Genomic DNA, 15,777 nt, shown 5'->3' with positions numbered 1-15,777 from the left:
CTAGAAGAACAAGCCCACCGACAGGCCGGCGGCGGGGGCCAGCTTGCGCGCGGGTTGGCCCCCGCGGCTCAGCTTCAGGCCGGCCGAGGCATCGAGGAAGCCGCGGGGGCCGAGCGGGAGCTGGTAGCCGGCCAGCAGCTGGTTGCTGCGCGTGAGGCGGTAGGTGTAGGCGTCGCCGGCGGACTCGGGGAGCCAGGTGCTGCGGAAGGTGCGGCTGGCCAGCACGCTCACGTAGGGCCCGCTAAACTCCTCGCGCGCTTCGTTGCGCAATCCTTTGATGGGCAGGTAGTAGCGCAGGCCCGTGGTGACGTCGAACTGCGACAGGCCCGGGGCCTCGGGCTGGCCCGGCAGCGACTTGCGCGCCGGGTCGTAGACGGAGGTGAAATTGGCCAGCACGCTCATGCCGAAGAACAAGCGCCGCTCGTAGCCCAGGCTGACGGGCAGGGCCAGGCCGGTGCGCCGCGTCCAGGCCTGGTCCAGTGCCAGCCCCACTTTGAGCACGCCCACCCGCTCGGGGCGCAGCGCGCAGCCAGGGGCCGCCGCGGCGGCGGTGGGCGTGGCCGAAGGCAGGCCGCGCAGCAATTCGCTGCTGCTCAGTGGGGTGGTTTGGGCCAGCAGCAGGTGGGGCGCGGGGCCGAGCAGCGCCAGCAGCAGCGCGCGGGACAGGGAACGGGGCAAGGTGGTCATAGCAGACAATAGAAGTTGTGGCTAAGAGCACCGCGGGCCGAGTCGGGCTGCACGCCTCACCCGATTATGTGAGGGGCCAGTGGCTGCCGCCCGCCGCGCCCAACCACGAGGGCCCGCCGGCGGCCCCGGCCGCGCCAAATCTCGTATGTTGCTCCAGCCTTTGCCGACCTGCTGCTATGCCCGCATTCTTATCCCCCAAGCCCGTAGCCGGCCTGCTAGCCGGGCTGCTCGCCCTCAGCCAGTTGCCCGCCGCGGGCCAGGCCCCGGCGCCCGCCGACGAAACGCGCTGCCTGCTGCTGCCGCTCGACCCAGCCCGGCGCGCCCAGGCGGCTGCTCTGGTCGTCGAAGCCGAAGTACTGAATCAACGCAGCTTTTGGGACGCCGCGCACCGCCGCATCTACACGGCGCACTCCCTGCGCGTGTACAAGCTGCTGAAGGGGCAGTGGCCGGTCGATCAACTGCTCACCGTGCTTACCGAGGGCGGCGCGGTGGGCGACACCCTGCAGACGCTTACCAACACGCTCCGCCTCCGGCCCGGCCAGCAGGGCCTGCTATTCCTGACGCCGGCCCGCTTCCCGGGCGTGGCCGAGCCCGGTGCCTGGGCCGCCTACGCCAGCCGCCAGGGCTTCGTGCGCTACGACGCCTTGACGGCAACTGCCACCGAGCCGTTCCGCCAATACCCGCTGCTCGATGCGGCCTTCTACCGTGCTCAGACGGCCCTAACCGGCCAGCCGCTGCGCGAGCTGACGCCCAACCCGGCCCTGGCAGCCGCATTGGCCCGCCGCCAGCAGCCCCCCGCCGCCCGCGGCGTCGATGCCCCGCTCATCACCGATTTCAGCCCGCGCGCCATCGTGGCCGGGGCCGATTCGGTGCTGACCATCAGCGGCGCGGGCTTCGGCACGGCCCCGGGCAGCGTGGAGTTCCGCAACGCCGACGACGGAGGCGCCTCGTTTACCCGCGTCAACGCCCGCGACGTGGTAAGCTGGTCCGACGCCCGCGTGCAGGTGCGGGTGCCGTCGTTCAGCGCCACCGCCGACCCGGCCGGCAGCGGCACGTTCCGGGTTGTCACGGCCGACCAGCAGCTGGCCGCCAGCCCGGCGCTGCTGCCCTTTACGGTGCGCTACGCGCTGACCAACGTGCAGGAAACTTCTTCCGGCATCACCTACCGCGCGGGCAACAGCGACCAGAACGGCACCGGCGGCTACACCTTCCAGCCCGACCCAACCATGAGCCAGAATGCCCCGGCGCTGGCGGCGTTTGGGCGGGCGCTGAGCAGCTGGCGCTGCCAGACGGCCATCAACTGGGAGCTGGGCGGCGCCCGCACCGGCCACGGTGTCGGCAACGACGGCATCAATACCCTGGAGTTTGCTGTGGGCAACGAGCTGCCCGACAACGTGCTGGGCCGCGCCAGCAGCACCTACCTGGGCTGCCGCGACGCCGCCGGTGGAACCCGCTTCTGGGTCAAGGAAATCGATATGCAGTTCGACGCCGACGTGAGCTGGCAGTTCGGGCCCGGCGTCCCCACCGGCCCGCAGTTCGACTTCGAAACCGTGGCGCTGCACGAACTCGGCCACGGCCAGCAGCTCAACCACGTCATTGCGCCCGTGGTGGCCGGCGTGCCGCAGCTGGTGATGCACTACGCCATCGGGGCGCGGCAAGTCACGCGGCAGCTCAACTTCAACCGCGACGTGCTCGGGGGCTACGCCGCGCAGCTGCGCAGCCTGGCGCCGGCCAGCTGCGGCGCAGCGCCCGAGCAGCCGGCCCCGCTGACCGGGCCGCTGGCCGCGCAGAGCCAGAACGGACGCGTGCTCCTGAGCTGGACCACCCGCAACGAGTGCAGCGTGGTGAATTTCGGCGTGGAGCGCAGCCCCGACGCCCGCACCTGGACGCGCCTGGGGCAAACCGCGGCCAGCAGCGCAGGCTCGTATTCGTACACCGACAGCCAACCGCTGGCCGGCACTAGTTTTTACCGCTTGGTGGTGCAGCTCGGCAACGGGCTGAGCCTGCCCGCCGCGCCGGTGGGCGTGCGCGAGGGTGGCGCCCCGCTGCTGGTGTACCCCAACCCCGCCAATGAGCCGCTGCTGTTCCTGGAGTACAGCGCCCCCGGGGCGTCCAACGCGCTGGAGGTTCGCATCTTCGACGCGCTGGGGCGCTATTACGGGGGCAAGCGCCTGGTGGTGCCGCAGGCGGGCATCAACACGCTGAGCATTGCGCTGCCCACGCTGCGCGCCGGCTGGTACCTGCTGCGCTGGAACGACGGCAGCCGCCACGGCACCGTGCCCTTCGTGCGGACGCAGTAACGGGGCCTGGCCGGACGCCGTACCAGCGCCGGGACCCCAACTGGCCCGTACTTTGCCAGCGGCTGGCTCGTTAGAGCTTTGTTTTACGTCTTTTCCTCGCATGCCCGCTTTTCGCTTCCGTTCCTTGTTGCTGCTCGCCGCGGCCTGCCTGCTGGCCCACGCGGCCCCGGCCCAGAAATACCGTACTGCCGTGGGCTTGCGCTTGGGCAGCGGCAACTACGGCTTCACGGCCCAGCAGCGCATTTTTGAGAAAACCACGCTGGAAGGCTTGGCCATGTTCCGCAGCCGGGAGGTGACGGGCACGCTGCTCCTCGAGCGGCACTTTCACATCCTCGGGCCGGCGCTCAACTACTATTTCGGGGCCGGGGCCCACGCCGGCGGGCACAAGGACTACGGCACCGTCGGCGGCTTTGATGGCATGATCGGGGCCGAGTGGAAGCTACCCATCGTGCCGTTTCAGCTCAGCGTCGACTTCAAGCCCAGCGTGGAGCTGAACAACGACGAGTGGTTTCGCTTCCCCACGGCCGTGTCGGTGCGCTACGTGCTGATCAAGGAGAAGAAAAAGCCGTTCATGGGCGGGCTCTTCGACGGTGACAAAGACAAGGAGCGGCGCAAAAGCAAGACGAAATCCAAATCCGGCGGGCTGTTTGGCAACTAGCTCGCCGCAGCCCGGCGCAGCACAATACCATTTTTGGGGTTAAAGCATCCCAACGCCAAAACCTCTACCCGCGCCGCGGGCCCCAATTGCACATCGTGCAGCCGGGCCCGCGGCGCGGGTGCGTGTATGGGTAGGTGCCGGGCCGCGCCGGGCAGGATATGCGGCGCTGATTTGGGACATTAAAAGGCCCCCAAGCTTGTCTGATTTTGTGTAATTCCATGGGGAAGTTCACTTTTCAGAAAATAGTTTTATAAATAACATTCAATAAAGACTTGGATAGAGTATATTCAATAGCCGTTGCCAATGCCATTTCCCACCATTCCACCATAACGCTGATTGGCTATGAAGCACTTCTTGCTGCTCATGCGCCGAGGCGGCTGGCTCCTGTTTCCTCTCTTGTTTGCCACGCAACTGAGGAGCTGGGCCCAACCCACCGGATGCACCCGACCCGACCCCGGGGGAAACCCCGCCACCAATGGGCTTTACGCCGAATATTACGCCGGCTATTTCAACGACGACCAATCCTTTTTTACCTCCAACGCCCCGGGCCTGACGCGCATCGACGCGCAGCTGAACTTTCCGACCACCGACAGCTGGGGCAACATCGCGCCGCCGGCCGGGGGCATAGCAGCGGACCCGCAGCAATTCAGTGCCCGCTACCGCGGCAGCCTCTACGCGCCCGTGGCCGGCAACTACACCTTCTATCTCTCCTCCGACGACGCCTCCTACCTCTGGCTCGACGCGGCGGCCCAGGCCCTGCCCGCCCAATCGGCCGCCGCCCTCATCGACAACGGCGGGGGCCACGGCACGATTGAGCGCAGCGCCACCGTGTTCTTGACGGCGGGCTTGCACAGCGTGCTGATTCACTACGGCGAAGACCTCTACGGCAACGACCTGACCTGGGAGTGGGAAAGCGCCGACGCGGGCATCACGCGCCAAATCGTGCCCAGCTCGGCCCTGTGCTCGGCCGTGCAGAACGTGGTGCAAGTGCCCCAGGGCATCAGCTACGCGCCTGCCTCGGCCAGCATCGCGGCGGGTTCGGCCGTGAGTTCGGGCCTGCCCGTGGTCAACAACGGCGGCCAGCCCATTACCGCGTTTGCCGTGGCCAACGCGGCCAGTCTGCCGGCGGGCATCAGCATCAACGCCACGACCGGCGTGCTCACGGCCGCGGCCACGGTGCCCAGCGGCGTGTACGCGGTGAGCGTGGCGCTGACCAACGCCAGCGGTACCAGCTCCTTCGGCAACGTTTTCACCTTTGATATAACCCCGCCGCCGCCCTCGGGGTGCGCCGGCACTGACCCCGGCGGGGCGGCCCCGGCGCGCGGGCTGTACGCGGAGTATTACGCCGGTTTCTTCGGCAGTGACCACGACTTCTTCCTCAACAACGCGCCTGCTCTGTTGCGCATCGACGCGCTGGTGAACTTCACCAACACGCCCAGCTGGGGCAACATCGTGCCGCCGGCCGGGGGCCTGGCTTCCGACCCCGACGACTTCAGCGTGCGGTTGCGCGGCAGCCTGTACGTGCCCCTCACCGGCAGCTACACCTTCTACCTGACCTCCGACGACGCCTCCTACCTCTGGCTCGACAACGCCGCCCTGGAAGCGCCGACTCAGACCAGCCACGCCACCATCGACAACGGCGGCCTGCACGCTGCCGAAACCGATTCGGTGACGGTGTTCTTGACGGCCGGACTGCACAACGTGCTGATTCACTACGGGGAAAGCGGCGGCGGCAACGTGCTGATGCTGGAGTGGGCCAGCGCCGCCGCGGGCATTACGCGGCAGCCGGTGCCGGCCGCGGCGCTTTGCAGCGTGGTGCAGCCGCTGCGCCATCCGCCCACGTTGCTGAGCTATGCCCCGGGCAGCACTTCCACCGTCGGCGGGCGGGCCGCATCGTCGCCCGTGCCCAGCGTGAGCAGCCCGCTGCCGGTGCAAGGCTTTGCGTTGCTGAACGACGCCAAACTACCGGCGGGCATCAGCATCAACGCCACGACCGGCGTGCTCACGGCCGCGGCCTCCGTGCCGCAGGGGCAGTACAACGCGGCCGTGGCCGTGTACAACGCCGAAGGGGCGCTGGAGCAGCCGCTGGCCTTTGCCTTCGTGGTGACGCCGGCGCCGCCCGGGGGCTGCAGCGGCAACGACCCGAGCGGAAGTCTGGTGTCGGCGGGCCTGTTTGGGGAATACTATGCGGGGTATTTCGACGACTTGCCGAACAACCAGGGCTTTTTCAACCGCACTGCGCCGGCCTTTTCCCGCATCGACCCGCAGCTGAACTTTGGGGCCGTGGGCAGCTGGGGCGACGTGGCCCCGCCCGCCCAGGGCTCCAATGAAAACCCGGACGACTTCAGCGCCCGGTTCCGCGGCAGCCTCTACGCCCCGGCGGCCGGCAACTACACCTTCTACCTGACCTCCGACGACGCTTCCTACCTCTGGCTCGACGACGCGGCCTTGGCCTCGCCGCCCACGCTGGCCGGGGCCCTCATCGACAACGGAACCGGCCACCCGCCGCGCACCGTCAGCGCCACGGTGTACCTCACGGCGGGCTTGCACAACTTGCTGGTGCACTACGGCGAGTTCAACGGCGGCAACGTGCTGCAGCTGGAGTGGGAAAGCGCCGACGCCGGCCTGACGCGCCAACTGGTGAGCAGCACGTCGTTTTGTTCGGCTCTGCAGGCGGCGCGCGGCCCCCTGCCCATTTCGCTCGTGGACTTTCGGGCCCGCCCGGTGGGCGAGCAGGTGGAGCTAAGTTGGGAAACGGCCCAGGAAATCAACAACCAGTTCTTTGAGCTGGAGCGCTCGGCCGACGGGCGCAGCTTCCGCAGCGTGGCGCGCGTGGCCGGGGCCGCCAACAGCAGCACCCGCCGCAGCTACCGCCACCTCGACGCCCAGCCCCTGCCGGGCCTGAGCTACTACCGTCTGCGTCAAATCGACTTCGACGGAACTTCCACCGTGAGCGACGCCGTGGCCGTGACGCGCGCCGCGGCCGGCAGCAACTTGGCTCTGCGCGTGTACCCGAACCCCAACGACGGCCGCTTCGCGCTCAAGCTGCAGCAACCCGCCCCGGCCGACGCCCGGCTGGAACTGCTGGACCTGAGCGGGCGCGTGCTGCTGCGGCAGGAGCTGCTGCCGGGCGTGCAGGAGCAGCTGATGGTGACGACGGGCCTGCCCCGCGGCGTGTACCAGCTGCGCCTAACCACGCCGGCCGGCAGCAGCGTCACCAAAGTGCTGCTGCAATAACGCGCTGGCGCGCACTAGCCGAACGGCCCGCCCCGCATGCTGCGGGGCGGGCCGTTCGGCTATACATGGGCAATACGACCAGGAGGCGCCTAGCCCTTGCTCACGCGCCCGCTGCCCGAGACGTGGCTGGTCACGCGCGGCGCGCCGACGTAATAAACGTTGCCCGAGCCGCTGATGTGCGCGTCGAGGGTTTCGGCGACGTTTAGGCGGCAGACGCCCGAGCCGCTGATGCGCGCCTCGGCGGTACTCGCCTTCAACTCCTGGGCTTCGATGCGCCCCGAGCCGCTCACGGCGGCCGACAATGCGCGGGAGCTGCCGCTCAGGCGCATTTGGCCCGAGCCGCTCACGCTGGCTTCCACCGATTCGGCCTGCAAGGCTGCCCGCAGCTGGCCCGAGCCGCTGACGCCGACCGTCATGGCCTTGCCGGTCAGGGGGCTTTCGGCATGCAGGTTGCCCGAGCCGCTTACGCTCAGGCCTTCTAGCGTCGTCACGGTCACGTAGACCTTCACCGGGCCTTTGAAATTGCGCCAGTTGATGCCGCTATGCTGCACGGTGCCGATGCGCAAACGACCTTTGTCGACGGTGGTTTCCACTTCCTTGAGGTCTTCGGCCAGGCCGACCACCTCCACTTTCTGCGCGCTGCCCTGCGTGACGATAACCTCCATGGAGCCCGCCAGCGTCAGGCGGGTGAACGGGGCCACAGTGCGGACTTCGCGGGCATCGGCGGCGGAGCTAGCGGTGACGGCAGTGACGGGGGCCGCGGGGCGGAAGGCGGTGGCGGGGGCCAGCAGCACCAGCAGGCAGGCTAAGTGGGGGAGGCGGGGCGTTTTCATAGGCAAGGGGTTGAATGGAGTATTCAAGGTAGCAGATGTTCAGACACTGCCACCCGTTGCCTGGGCCGTTCAAGCGAAATCCTCTGCCCACAGCCTTGCCGGGCCCGGACTGGGCCCTACGATGCAACCGGTGCGCCCGTCCGCTCGCGCTGCAGGTAGCCCTGGCCCCAGCCGATAAGCTCGGTAAACAAGGGCTGAATGCGCCGGCCGTGCTCGGTGAGGTGGTACTCGACTTTGGGCGGCACCTGTTGGTATACCGTGCGCGTCACAATGGCGTCGAGCTCCAGCTCCCGCAGCTCCTGAATGAGCATTTTCTCGGTGATTTCCGGCATCAGGCGCTTCAGCTCCCCGTAGCGGCGCGGGCCGTCGAGCAGGTAGGAGAGGACGAGCAGTTTCCACTTGCCGCCGAGCACGTTGAGGGTGGTGCGCACGGGGCAGAAGGCGTTGGGCGGGGCGGGCAGGGGGCAAAGTTGCCATTCGGCCTCGGCTTGCTGTTGCTTGGTGAGCTTTTCCATAAAATTTATTCTGCTTGATTATCAGCAATTCTTTCAAAAAAGTAGGTAGCCTACTTTTTAGTCGGTACTTGCCTAAAGCGAAGGTAAGCCTCTTCCTTTGAAGCGTCAACCGGCCCAGCGGCCGGGCATTCATCGGACTTCAAGCTAACCTGCTTACCATCATGGCAAAGAACATCGTTGTTACCGGCGCCAGCGGCCACATCGGCGGCCGCCTTGCGCAAGAACTGCTACGCCGCGGCCACCGCGTAACGGCCGTGGCCCGCACGGCCGCCTCCCTCGAGGCGCTGCGGCAAGCGGGCGCCACCGTGCGCCCCGGGCAACTCGGCGACGTGGCCTTCCTCACCGAGGTGCTGCGCGGCGCCGACGCGGCCTTCCTCATGCTGCCGCCCAACACCTCGGCCCCCGACGTGCTGGCCGCCCAAGACGAGCTGGGCGAAGCCATTGCCCGGGCCGTGCAAGCCTCCGGGCTGCGGCAGGTGGTGAACCTGAGCAGCATCGCCGCCGACCAACCCCGCGGCACCGGACCCATCGTGAGCGTGCACCGCCAGGAGCAGCGCCTCAACGCCATCGAGGGGCTGCACGTGGTGCACCTGCGCCCGGCTTATTTCATGGAAAACCTGCTGGCCAACATCGGCCTGATTCAGGGCATGGGCATTGCCGGCTCGGCCATCCGGCCCGACCTGGCGTTTCCCATGATTGCCACCCAGGACATTGCCGCCTATGCCGCGGCCCTGCTCGACGGCCCCGCCCTACCCGCCGGCCACCGCGAGCAACTGCTGCTCGGCCCCCGCGCTTACTCCATGCAGGAAGCCACCGCCGTGCTGGGGGCGGCCATCGGGCGGCCCGAGCTGCCCTACGTGCCCTTTGCCTACGAGCAGGCGCAGCAGGGCATGGTGGCGGCCGGGCTGTCCGAGTCGATGGCCGGGCTGTATGTGGAAATGTCGCGCACGCTGAACGAGGAAACGGCTATGGTGCACGAGGTACGCACCGCCGGCAATACTACTGCCACGACGCTGGAGGAGTTTGCCGCCCAGACGTTTGCGCCCGCCTTCCACCAGGCTACCGCCGCCGAGCCGGTAGCGTAAGCCGCTGCCGCTAGCACCCGCCCGCACCCCGCGCCGGCCCCGCGCCGGGGCGGGGTGCGGTTTTTTCGTGAGCTTTGGGCTCATCACCCGCCCGGCCGCCATGACGCCTAACGAAGAACTGCTGCACCGCTTCTACCAGGCCTTCCAGCGTCGCGACGCGGCCGGCATGGCCGCTTGCTACCACCCCGACGCCACCTTCGAGGACGCCGCCTTCCGGCTGCAGGGTTCCGACATCGGGCTGATGTGGCGCATGCTCTGCGAGCGGGGCAAAGACCTGCGCCTGACCTACAACGATATCCGGGCCGACGACCAGCAGGGCCAAGCTACCTGGGACGCGCACTACACCTTTTCGCAGTCCGGCCGCCGGGTGCACAACCACATCCGGGCGCACTTCACTTTTCAAGACGGCCGTATCCTGACGCACCACGACCAGTTCAGTTTCTGGCGCTGGTCGCGGCAGGCGCTGGGGCCGGTGGGCTGGCTGCTGGGCTGGACGCCTTGGTTGCAGCGGCAGGTGCGGGCCAAGGCGCAGCAGGGCCTGCAGCAGTTTCGGGCGCTGCGGGCCCTGTAGCGGCGGGAAACTACCTTGGCCGGCCGCCTTGCGTATGCCGCCGATGATGGCTTTGCTCGTGTTGCTCAACTTCGCCGTGACGGCCTACCTCACCGGCGTTATCTGGACGGTGCAGCTGGTGCACTACCCCAGTTTCGCGCTGGTGCCGGCGGCCGCCTTTCCGGCCTTCCACCGCGCCCACCTGGCGCGCATGGGCTGGGTGGTCATGGCACCGATGGTGGCCGAGCTGCTGCTGGCCGCCGCTTGGGCTTGGCAGGCGCGCACCGGGCCGGCCCTCGGGGCGCTGGGCTTGGTTGGGTTCGTCTGGGTGGTCACGTTTCTGGTGTCGGTGCCCCTGCACAACCGCCTGGCGGCCGAGGGCTGGGCCTACGCCACCGTGTACGGCCTGAACCGCACCAACTGGCTGCGCACCCTGGCCTGGACGCTGCGCTTTGCCCTCGTCGGCTGGGTGCTGGCGGAGCTGCTGCCGTAACCACGCCGCCAAAAGCCCGAACTTGCGCAACCCCGCGCGGTGCCGGCCGCGTAGCCTTGTCAGCTTATTCCTCACCGCGTATGCTCCCGCCCCTCGACGCTTTCTTGCCCGAACTCCAGTACCAGACCGCCCGCAGCAGCGGGCCGGGCGGGCAAAACGTGAACAAGGTCGAAAGCAAGGTGGAAGTGCGCTTCCGCATCACCGATTCGGCCGTGCTCAACGAGGAGCAGAAGCAACGCCTGTTGGAAAAGCTGGCCTCCCGCCTCACTTCGGAAGGCGAGCTGCTGGTGACCTCGCAGGAAGACCGCAGCCAGCAGCGCAACAAGGAGCTGGCCCAGCAGAAGTTTTACGAGCTGCTGCGCAAGGCCCTGCACCGCCCCAAGCCCCGCAAAGCCACCAAGCCCAGCGCCGGCGCGGTGCGCAAGCGGCTGGAAAGCAAGAAAAAGCACGGCGACAAGAAGTCGAACCGCGGCCGGGTGGATTTCTAGACTTACTGCTTAGTTTAAATCCAGGCCGAACAGGATGCCGAACCAGGGCCGGTGCTGGTAAATCCACACCGGGCCGTCGGGCCCGAGCAGGTGGTCGAGGCCCACGGCCAAGCCCACGTTGAACACGCGGGCGTCGAAAATGCCGGCTGCCCCGGCGTGCAGCACGAACCCCTCGTACTCCGGGCCCGGCGTTTGGCGCGTCACGTCGCCGGTGATGAAGGCCGAGCCCAGGCCCACGAAGCCGCCGTAGCCGAACCCCGTTGCCCGCACGGCCGGCAGCACGCGCCCGGCCGGCCCGCGGTAGGCGCTGAGCCGGTAAAAATCCAAGCGCCGCCCTAAGTACAGGGCCCCGTTGAAGTTGGTGTTGAGCTGCACCGGCACCCCGGCCCGGGCCGGCCGCACCTTAAACGGGATGGTAAACACGTCGACGTCGAAGCGCCGGGCCTGCAGCAGCACGTAGCGGTGCAGCGCCAGCCGGTACAGTCGCTGCGTCGGCGTCGAATCGGGGCCGGCGGCCTGGTCGAAGCGCAGCGTGTCGCCCAGCTGGTACACCTGATGCAGCGCCCGCCGTGGCAGGGCGGCGCGCAGATCGGGGTCGTCAGTAGCCCGGACGGTGTACTGGCCCGCCGGCAGCTGTGTCACCCGGGTGAGGTTGCCCACGGTGGCGCAGCCGCCGAGCAGCAGTGCCACGGCCGTGGTCGGCAGGGCAGCAAGGCGAAACCAGGGGAAGCGCAGCATAGGGAGCAGCGGATAAAACGGCCGCGGCGCGCCGTAGCCAACGGGTTGCCCGCTACCGGCCGCGTGTCAGCGACTTACAGCAAGGTACCCGACAACACGGCCGTGGCCACGGAGAAGTAGATGATCAGCCCCGTCACGTCCACGAGCGTGGCCACGAAGGGGGCCGACGCCGTGGCCGGGTCCAGGCCCAGGCGCTTGAGCAGCATCGGCAGCATGGCCCCCGACAGCGCGCCCCAGAGCACGATGCCGAGCAGGGAAATGCCCACCGTGACGGCAATCAGCTGCCAGTACTCGCCGAAGTAGCCCGGGTCGATGACGGTGGCCCAGAGCACGATGCGCAAGGAGCCCACGATGCCCAGAATCCCGCCCAGCAGCAGGCCCGACGTGATTTCGCGGCGCATCACCATCCACCAGTCGCCCAGCGTGAATTCGCCCAGCGACATGGCGCGGATGATCAGCGAAGTGGCCTGCGAGCCGGCGTTGCCGCCTGCCGAAATGATGAGCGGAATAAACAGGCCGAGCACGGCCGCCCGCTGCAAGTCGTCCTCGAAGTGGTGCATGGCCGAGGTCGTGAGCATCTCGCCCAGCAGCAGAATCACCAGCCAGCCGGCGCGCTTGCGCACCATCTGCCAGATGGAAGTGGCCAAGTACGGCTCGTCGAGGGCTTCCGAGCCCCCCAGCTTCTGAATGTCCTCGGTGTCTTCTTCTTCCCGGATGGCCAGAATGTCGTCAATGGTCACGATGCCAAACAAGACGCCTTCCTCGTTGACCACCGGCAGGGCGGTGCGGTCGTTGCGCCGGAACACGTCGATGGCCTCTTCCTGGTCCTGCATGGCCCGCAGGCGCACAAAGCGGCGGTCCATTAGCTCGCTCACGTGCTGCGTAGGCTGGGCGAAGAGAAACTCGCGGATGCGGATGTCGTCGATGAGCACGCCGCGCTCGTCGATGACGTACACCACGCTCACCGTTTCGGAGCCCGAGCCGTGCTCCCGGATGTAGTCGAACACCTGCTGCACCGTCCACTCCTCGCGCACGGCGATGTAGTCGGGCGTCATCAGGCGGCCCACCGAGTACTCGGGGTAGCCCAGCAGCTCCAGCGTCACGCGCCGCTCCTTTTCCGACAGCGTCTGAATCAGCTCCCGCACCAAGTCGTCGGGCAGGAACTCCAGCAGGGCCGTGCGGTCGTCCGGCGACATCTCGTTGAGAATGTCGGCAATACGCTCCTGCGAGAGGCTTTCCAGGAAGTGACGCTGCACCTCCAGGTCCAGGTACTCAAACACCTCCGTGGCCCGCGTGAGCGGCAGCAGCCGGAAAATAATGAGCTGATCCTGCTCCGTCCGTTCCTCGATCAGCTCCACCAACTCCGGCGTGTCAAGACTTCGCAATAGCTTCTTGAGGCGAAACAAGTCGCGCTGTTCGAGCAGGTCCGGAATTTGGGCCAGGGCCAGTTGCTGTTGCGTGGTCATAAAACGGCGGCAATGAAGGTGTTTCGCTAGGCAAAACGGAGTTTGGTGAAAGGGCGCGCAAAAGTACTTTTTGCCTCCCAGATTCGGAACGGCGCCGCCCGAATTCCGGCCGGCCCGGGGCGGTTTTTTTTAGGTGGGCCACACGGCCGCCGCGCCGCCGCTACCGGCCCAACAGTGGCCCGCGCATTTCCGTGCGCCGCAGTTCTCACCCGGCCCCGAAAACTTGGCCCGGCGCTGCCCCCCACAAACTTCCGGTGCCGCATTGCCCGGGCTGTTTGGCGGACCCAACGCGGTGGCGGTCAGCGGCGCGGCGGGCCGGGCTGGGCTGCTGGCGGGTCCTCGGCCCGCGGCCGTTGCAGCCTTATTGGCCCGGGGCACGTAGTTTTGGCCGAAGCAGCGCCCCGCCGGGGCCCTGCCCACCCTCCGCGCCTCGCTTATGCCCCCAGCCCGTACCCTGCCCAAAGGCACCGCCTTGCTCCTCGGCGGCGGCGACGACGACGCGCTGCTGGCCCTGCTCTGCGAGTACCTGCGTCCCGACACCGGCCCGGTGGAAGTTGTGACCACGGCGGCCCCGCGCACGCCCGTCAAAACCGGCCGGGCCTACGTCGACGCCCTGCACGAGCTGGGCTGCCCCCGCGCCCAGCACCTGCGCATCGACCAGCACCACCCCGCCGACCACCCCGCCACCCTGCGCCGCCTGCGCAACGCCGGCGCTGTGTTCTTCACCGGCGGCGACCAAGAACTCATCACCGAGCATTGGCTGGGCACGCCCGCGCTGGAGGTGCTGCGCGAGCGGTTTTGCCACGACTCATGCTTCGTGCTGGCGGGCACCAGTGCCGGGGCGTCGGTGGTGTCGGCCAGCATGATCGTGGCCGGGCACGGGGCCCGCTCGCTCACCAAGGGCGGCATGCACACTGCCCCGGGCTTCGGCTTGCTGCCTCACGTCATTGTCGACCAGCATTTTGCCGAGCGCGGGCGGTTCGGCCGGCTGGCCCACGCCGTGCTGCAGCACCCGGCCGCCGTGGGGCTGGGGCTGGGCCAGGAAACGGGCGTGGTCATCGAAGGCGGGCGGCACCTGCAGGTGTTCGGCGACGGGGTGGTGATGGTGGTCGACGGCCGCCAGCTGCGCAACGACAATTTGGGCCGTATCGGGCGCGGCGAGCCGGTGGCGGGCGAAAATTTGCGCGTACACTTGCTGGTGGCGGGCCGTCGCCTGGACCTGAGCACCCGGCGCGTGGTGGCCGATGAAGGTGAGCCAGCACGCGCTCAATCAGCCCGAACGCCGGACGAATGAGACAGATCGGAATAATGGTATTTTTGGCGACTTTTCGACCGGTATAGTAATTACTCACTTCGGAACCCGAAATACTCGGCATGCCGCCTTGTTTGTTCGGGGCAACCCCCTACATTTAGCTCACACAACCCCCTTTTCCCTTTTTTCATTTGGGTATGAACCTAAAACAACTACTCCTCGCCGGGGGCGCCCTGCTGGGAACGGCCGCCGCGCAAGCGGGCGGGTTCCAGGTCACGCTGGCCGGGCAAAAGAACAACGGCATGGGCGGCGTCGGCACCGGCTTGGCGCTGGACCAGGCTTCCATGTTCTACAACCCGGGCGCACTGGCCATGGTGCGCGAGCGGGGCGTACAGATCGGCGTCAACGCGACGATGGCGCGGCAGGCTTTCCGCCCGCAATACGCGCAGTACGGTTTCGACCGGGAACTGGACAACACCGTGACCACGCCGTTCAACGTGTACGCCGGATTCGGGCCCACCGAGGGCAAGTGGCGCGCGGGCATTGCCGTGTACACGCCCTTCGGCTCCAAGCTGGACTACGGCTACAACTGGGAAGGCCGCTTCGCGCTGACCGAAATCGACCTGAAGTCCATTTTCGTGCAGCCCACCGTGAGCTACGCCATTACCGACAAGCTCAGCGTAGGCGCGGGCCTGGTGGTGTTTGCCTACGGGGCGGTGAATCTGCAGCGCGACATTCCGGTGCAGAACGCCACCGACGGGCAGTACGGCCACATTGAGCTCGACGGCAAAGCCGACCAGAAAATCGGCTACAACGTGGGCGTGTACTACAAGCCCCTCGACAAGCTGAGCATCGGCCTGAGCTACCGCTCGCACATCGATGCCCACGTGCAGGGCGGCGACGTGACCTTCAGCAACCTGCCTAACAGCGCCGTGGTGGCCAGCCGCTTCACCGCCACCAAGTTCGACGTGACGCTGCCGCTGCCCGCCACGGCCAACCTCGGTATCGGCGTGATGCCCTCGGAGAAGCTGACCATCGGCTTCGACGTGAACTACGCCCAGTGGAGCAAGTACAAGCAGCTGGAATTCACCTTCGACCAGCCGGTCAACGGCTCGAACACCAGCTCCTCGATTCGCGACTACAAGAACTCGTTCACCTTCCGCCTCGGCGGGCAGTACAAAGTGACCGACGCCTTCACCGTGCGCCTCGGCGGCAGCTTCGACCAGTCGCCGGTGAAAGACGGCTACGTGACGCCCGAAACACCCGACGCCAACCGCCTCGGCGCTACCGCCGGCCTGAGCTACAAGTTCGGGGAGCATTTCGGGGTGGACCTCTCCACGCAGTTCATCAGCATCAAGAAGCGCACCCAGACGCAGGACGAGCTGGTTGCCAACGGCACCACCGACCGCGTGGCCGGTACCTACAAGACGAACATCGTCATTCCGGGCATCGGGCTGAACTACACCTTCTAATAC

At 67.5% G+C, this 15,777-nt stretch carries 14 protein-coding genes; 9 read left to right on the top strand and 5 right to left on the bottom strand.

The window, feature by feature from the left end:
- Positions 1 to 687: a hypothetical protein gene (locus tag LJ737_RS01280; protein WP_227762142.1), complete on the bottom strand. Its 687-nt coding sequence runs from the start codon at positions 685 to 687 to the stop codon at positions 1 to 3.
- A 176-nt stretch (positions 688 to 863) separates the two neighbouring features.
- On the opposite strand from LJ737_RS01280, the gene LJ737_RS01275 reads away from it, so the two are divergent.
- The 3 genes from LJ737_RS01275 (at position 864) to LJ737_RS01265 (ending at position 6,882) form a co-directional block, all read left to right on the top strand.
- Positions 864 to 2,987, top strand: a complete 2,124-nt coding sequence (locus LJ737_RS01275; RefSeq protein WP_227762139.1) for a T9SS type A sorting domain-containing protein — start codon at positions 864 to 866, stop codon at positions 2,985 to 2,987.
- Between the two features lie 100 nt (positions 2,988 to 3,087).
- The gene (locus tag LJ737_RS01270) at positions 3,088 to 3,645 is read left to right on the top strand and encodes a hypothetical protein (RefSeq protein WP_227762138.1); all 558 of its coding nucleotides are present in this window, start codon (positions 3,088 to 3,090) and stop codon (positions 3,643 to 3,645) included.
- 342 nt (positions 3,646 to 3,987) lie between these two features.
- Positions 3,988 to 6,882 (top strand): PA14 domain-containing protein, encoded by a 2,895-nt coding sequence (locus LJ737_RS01265; RefSeq protein WP_227762131.1) that lies wholly within the window; start codon positions 3,988 to 3,990, stop codon positions 6,880 to 6,882.
- Positions 6,883 to 6,971: 89 nt separating this feature from the next.
- Here the strand turns inward: LJ737_RS01265 and LJ737_RS01260 are convergent, their stop codons facing one another.
- Positions 6,972 to 7,715 carry a head GIN domain-containing protein gene (locus tag LJ737_RS01260; protein WP_227762122.1) on the bottom strand — a complete coding sequence of 248 codons (744 nt, stop codon included), beginning with the start codon at positions 7,713 to 7,715 and terminating at the stop codon, positions 6,972 to 6,974.
- 116 nt (positions 7,716 to 7,831) lie between these two features.
- Complete coding sequence (locus LJ737_RS01255) at positions 7,832 to 8,230, bottom strand: winged helix-turn-helix transcriptional regulator (RefSeq protein ID WP_227762120.1); 399 nt, start codon at positions 8,228 to 8,230, stop codon at positions 7,832 to 7,834.
- Between the two features lie 161 nt (positions 8,231 to 8,391).
- Here LJ737_RS01255 and LJ737_RS01250 point away from each other — a divergent pair, with 161 nt between their 5' ends.
- The 4 genes from LJ737_RS01250 (at position 8,392) to arfB (ending at position 10,846) form a co-directional block, all read left to right on the top strand.
- Positions 8,392 to 9,315 carry an NmrA family NAD(P)-binding protein gene (locus LJ737_RS01250; RefSeq protein ID WP_227762118.1) on the top strand — a complete coding sequence of 308 codons (924 nt, stop codon included), beginning with the start codon at positions 8,392 to 8,394 and terminating at the stop codon, positions 9,313 to 9,315.
- Between the two features lie 100 nt (positions 9,316 to 9,415).
- Positions 9,416 to 9,886: a nuclear transport factor 2 family protein gene (locus LJ737_RS01245; RefSeq protein WP_227762116.1), complete on the top strand. Its 471-nt coding sequence runs from the start codon at positions 9,416 to 9,418 to the stop codon at positions 9,884 to 9,886.
- A gap of 43 nt (positions 9,887 to 9,929) precedes the next feature.
- Positions 9,930 to 10,358 (top strand): hypothetical protein, encoded by a 429-nt coding sequence (locus LJ737_RS01240; protein ID WP_227762114.1) that lies wholly within the window; start codon positions 9,930 to 9,932, stop codon positions 10,356 to 10,358.
- 80 nt (positions 10,359 to 10,438) lie between these two features.
- Positions 10,439 to 10,846 carry an alternative ribosome rescue aminoacyl-tRNA hydrolase ArfB gene (arfB, locus tag LJ737_RS01235; protein ID WP_227762112.1) on the top strand — a complete coding sequence of 136 codons (408 nt, stop codon included), beginning with the start codon at positions 10,439 to 10,441 and terminating at the stop codon, positions 10,844 to 10,846.
- 9 nt (positions 10,847 to 10,855) lie between these two features.
- On the opposite strand, the gene LJ737_RS01230 is transcribed toward arfB, so the two are convergent.
- Together LJ737_RS01230 and mgtE are read right to left on the bottom strand one after the other, a co-directional pair.
- On the bottom strand, positions 10,856 to 11,584 hold the full coding sequence (locus tag LJ737_RS01230; protein ID WP_227762111.1) for a hypothetical protein: 729 nt from the start codon (positions 11,582 to 11,584) through the stop codon (positions 10,856 to 10,858).
- A gap of 74 nt (positions 11,585 to 11,658) precedes the next feature.
- A complete protein-coding gene (gene mgtE, locus LJ737_RS01225; protein WP_227762110.1) occupies positions 11,659 to 13,050 on the bottom strand; it encodes a magnesium transporter in 1,392 nt (463 codons plus the stop codon).
- A gap of 436 nt (positions 13,051 to 13,486) precedes the next feature.
- Here mgtE and LJ737_RS01220 point away from each other — a divergent pair, with 436 nt between their 5' ends.
- Both LJ737_RS01220 and LJ737_RS01215 read left to right on the top strand, forming a co-directional pair.
- On the top strand, positions 13,487 to 14,344 hold the full coding sequence (locus LJ737_RS01220) for a cyanophycinase (RefSeq protein ID WP_227762103.1): 858 nt from the start codon (positions 13,487 to 13,489) through the stop codon (positions 14,342 to 14,344).
- A gap of 155 nt (positions 14,345 to 14,499) precedes the next feature.
- Positions 14,500 to 15,774 (top strand): OmpP1/FadL family transporter, encoded by a 1,275-nt coding sequence (locus LJ737_RS01215; RefSeq protein WP_227762102.1) that lies wholly within the window; start codon positions 14,500 to 14,502, stop codon positions 15,772 to 15,774.
- Positions 15,775 to 15,777 lie beyond the last annotated feature (3 nt).

Origin of the sequence: Hymenobacter sp. 15J16-1T3B, assembly GCF_020711235.1 — a bacterium.
In the GTDB taxonomy this organism is placed as follows: domain Bacteria; phylum Bacteroidota; class Bacteroidia; order Cytophagales; family Hymenobacteraceae; genus Solirubrum.
Note: the sequence above shows the minus strand (reverse complement) of the source record. Positions and strands in the feature narration are given on the sequence as shown.

Bases quoted from the DNA above. Each gene is read 5' to 3' on its own strand.
- LJ737_RS01280 (WP_227762142.1), bottom strand. From the start codon at position 687: ATGACCACCTTGCCCCGTTCCCTGTCCCGCGCGCTGCTGCTGGCGCTG.
- LJ737_RS01275 (WP_227762139.1), top strand. From the start codon at position 864: ATGCCCGCATTCTTATCCCCCAAGCCCGTAGCCGGCCTGCTAGCCGGG.
- LJ737_RS01270 (WP_227762138.1), top strand. From the start codon at position 3,088: ATGCCCGCTTTTCGCTTCCGTTCCTTGTTGCTGCTCGCCGCGGCCTGC.
- LJ737_RS01265 (WP_227762131.1), top strand. From the start codon at position 3,988: ATGAAGCACTTCTTGCTGCTCATGCGCCGAGGCGGCTGGCTCCTGTTT.
- LJ737_RS01260 (WP_227762122.1), bottom strand. From the start codon at position 7,715: ATGAAAACGCCCCGCCTCCCCCACTTAGCCTGCCTGCTGGTGCTGCTG.
- LJ737_RS01255 (WP_227762120.1), bottom strand. From the start codon at position 8,230: ATGGAAAAGCTCACCAAGCAACAGCAAGCCGAGGCCGAATGGCAACTT.
- LJ737_RS01250 (WP_227762118.1), top strand. From the start codon at position 8,392: ATGGCAAAGAACATCGTTGTTACCGGCGCCAGCGGCCACATCGGCGGC.
- LJ737_RS01245 (WP_227762116.1), top strand. From the start codon at position 9,416: ATGACGCCTAACGAAGAACTGCTGCACCGCTTCTACCAGGCCTTCCAG.
- LJ737_RS01240 (WP_227762114.1), top strand. From the start codon at position 9,930: ATGATGGCTTTGCTCGTGTTGCTCAACTTCGCCGTGACGGCCTACCTC.
- arfB (WP_227762112.1), top strand. From the start codon at position 10,439: ATGCTCCCGCCCCTCGACGCTTTCTTGCCCGAACTCCAGTACCAGACC.
- LJ737_RS01230 (WP_227762111.1), bottom strand. From the start codon at position 11,584: ATGCTGCGCTTCCCCTGGTTTCGCCTTGCTGCCCTGCCGACCACGGCC.
- mgtE (WP_227762110.1), bottom strand. From the start codon at position 13,050: ATGACCACGCAACAGCAACTGGCCCTGGCCCAAATTCCGGACCTGCTC.
- LJ737_RS01220 (WP_227762103.1), top strand. From the start codon at position 13,487: ATGCCCCCAGCCCGTACCCTGCCCAAAGGCACCGCCTTGCTCCTCGGC.
- LJ737_RS01215 (WP_227762102.1), top strand. From the start codon at position 14,500: ATGAACCTAAAACAACTACTCCTCGCCGGGGGCGCCCTGCTGGGAACG.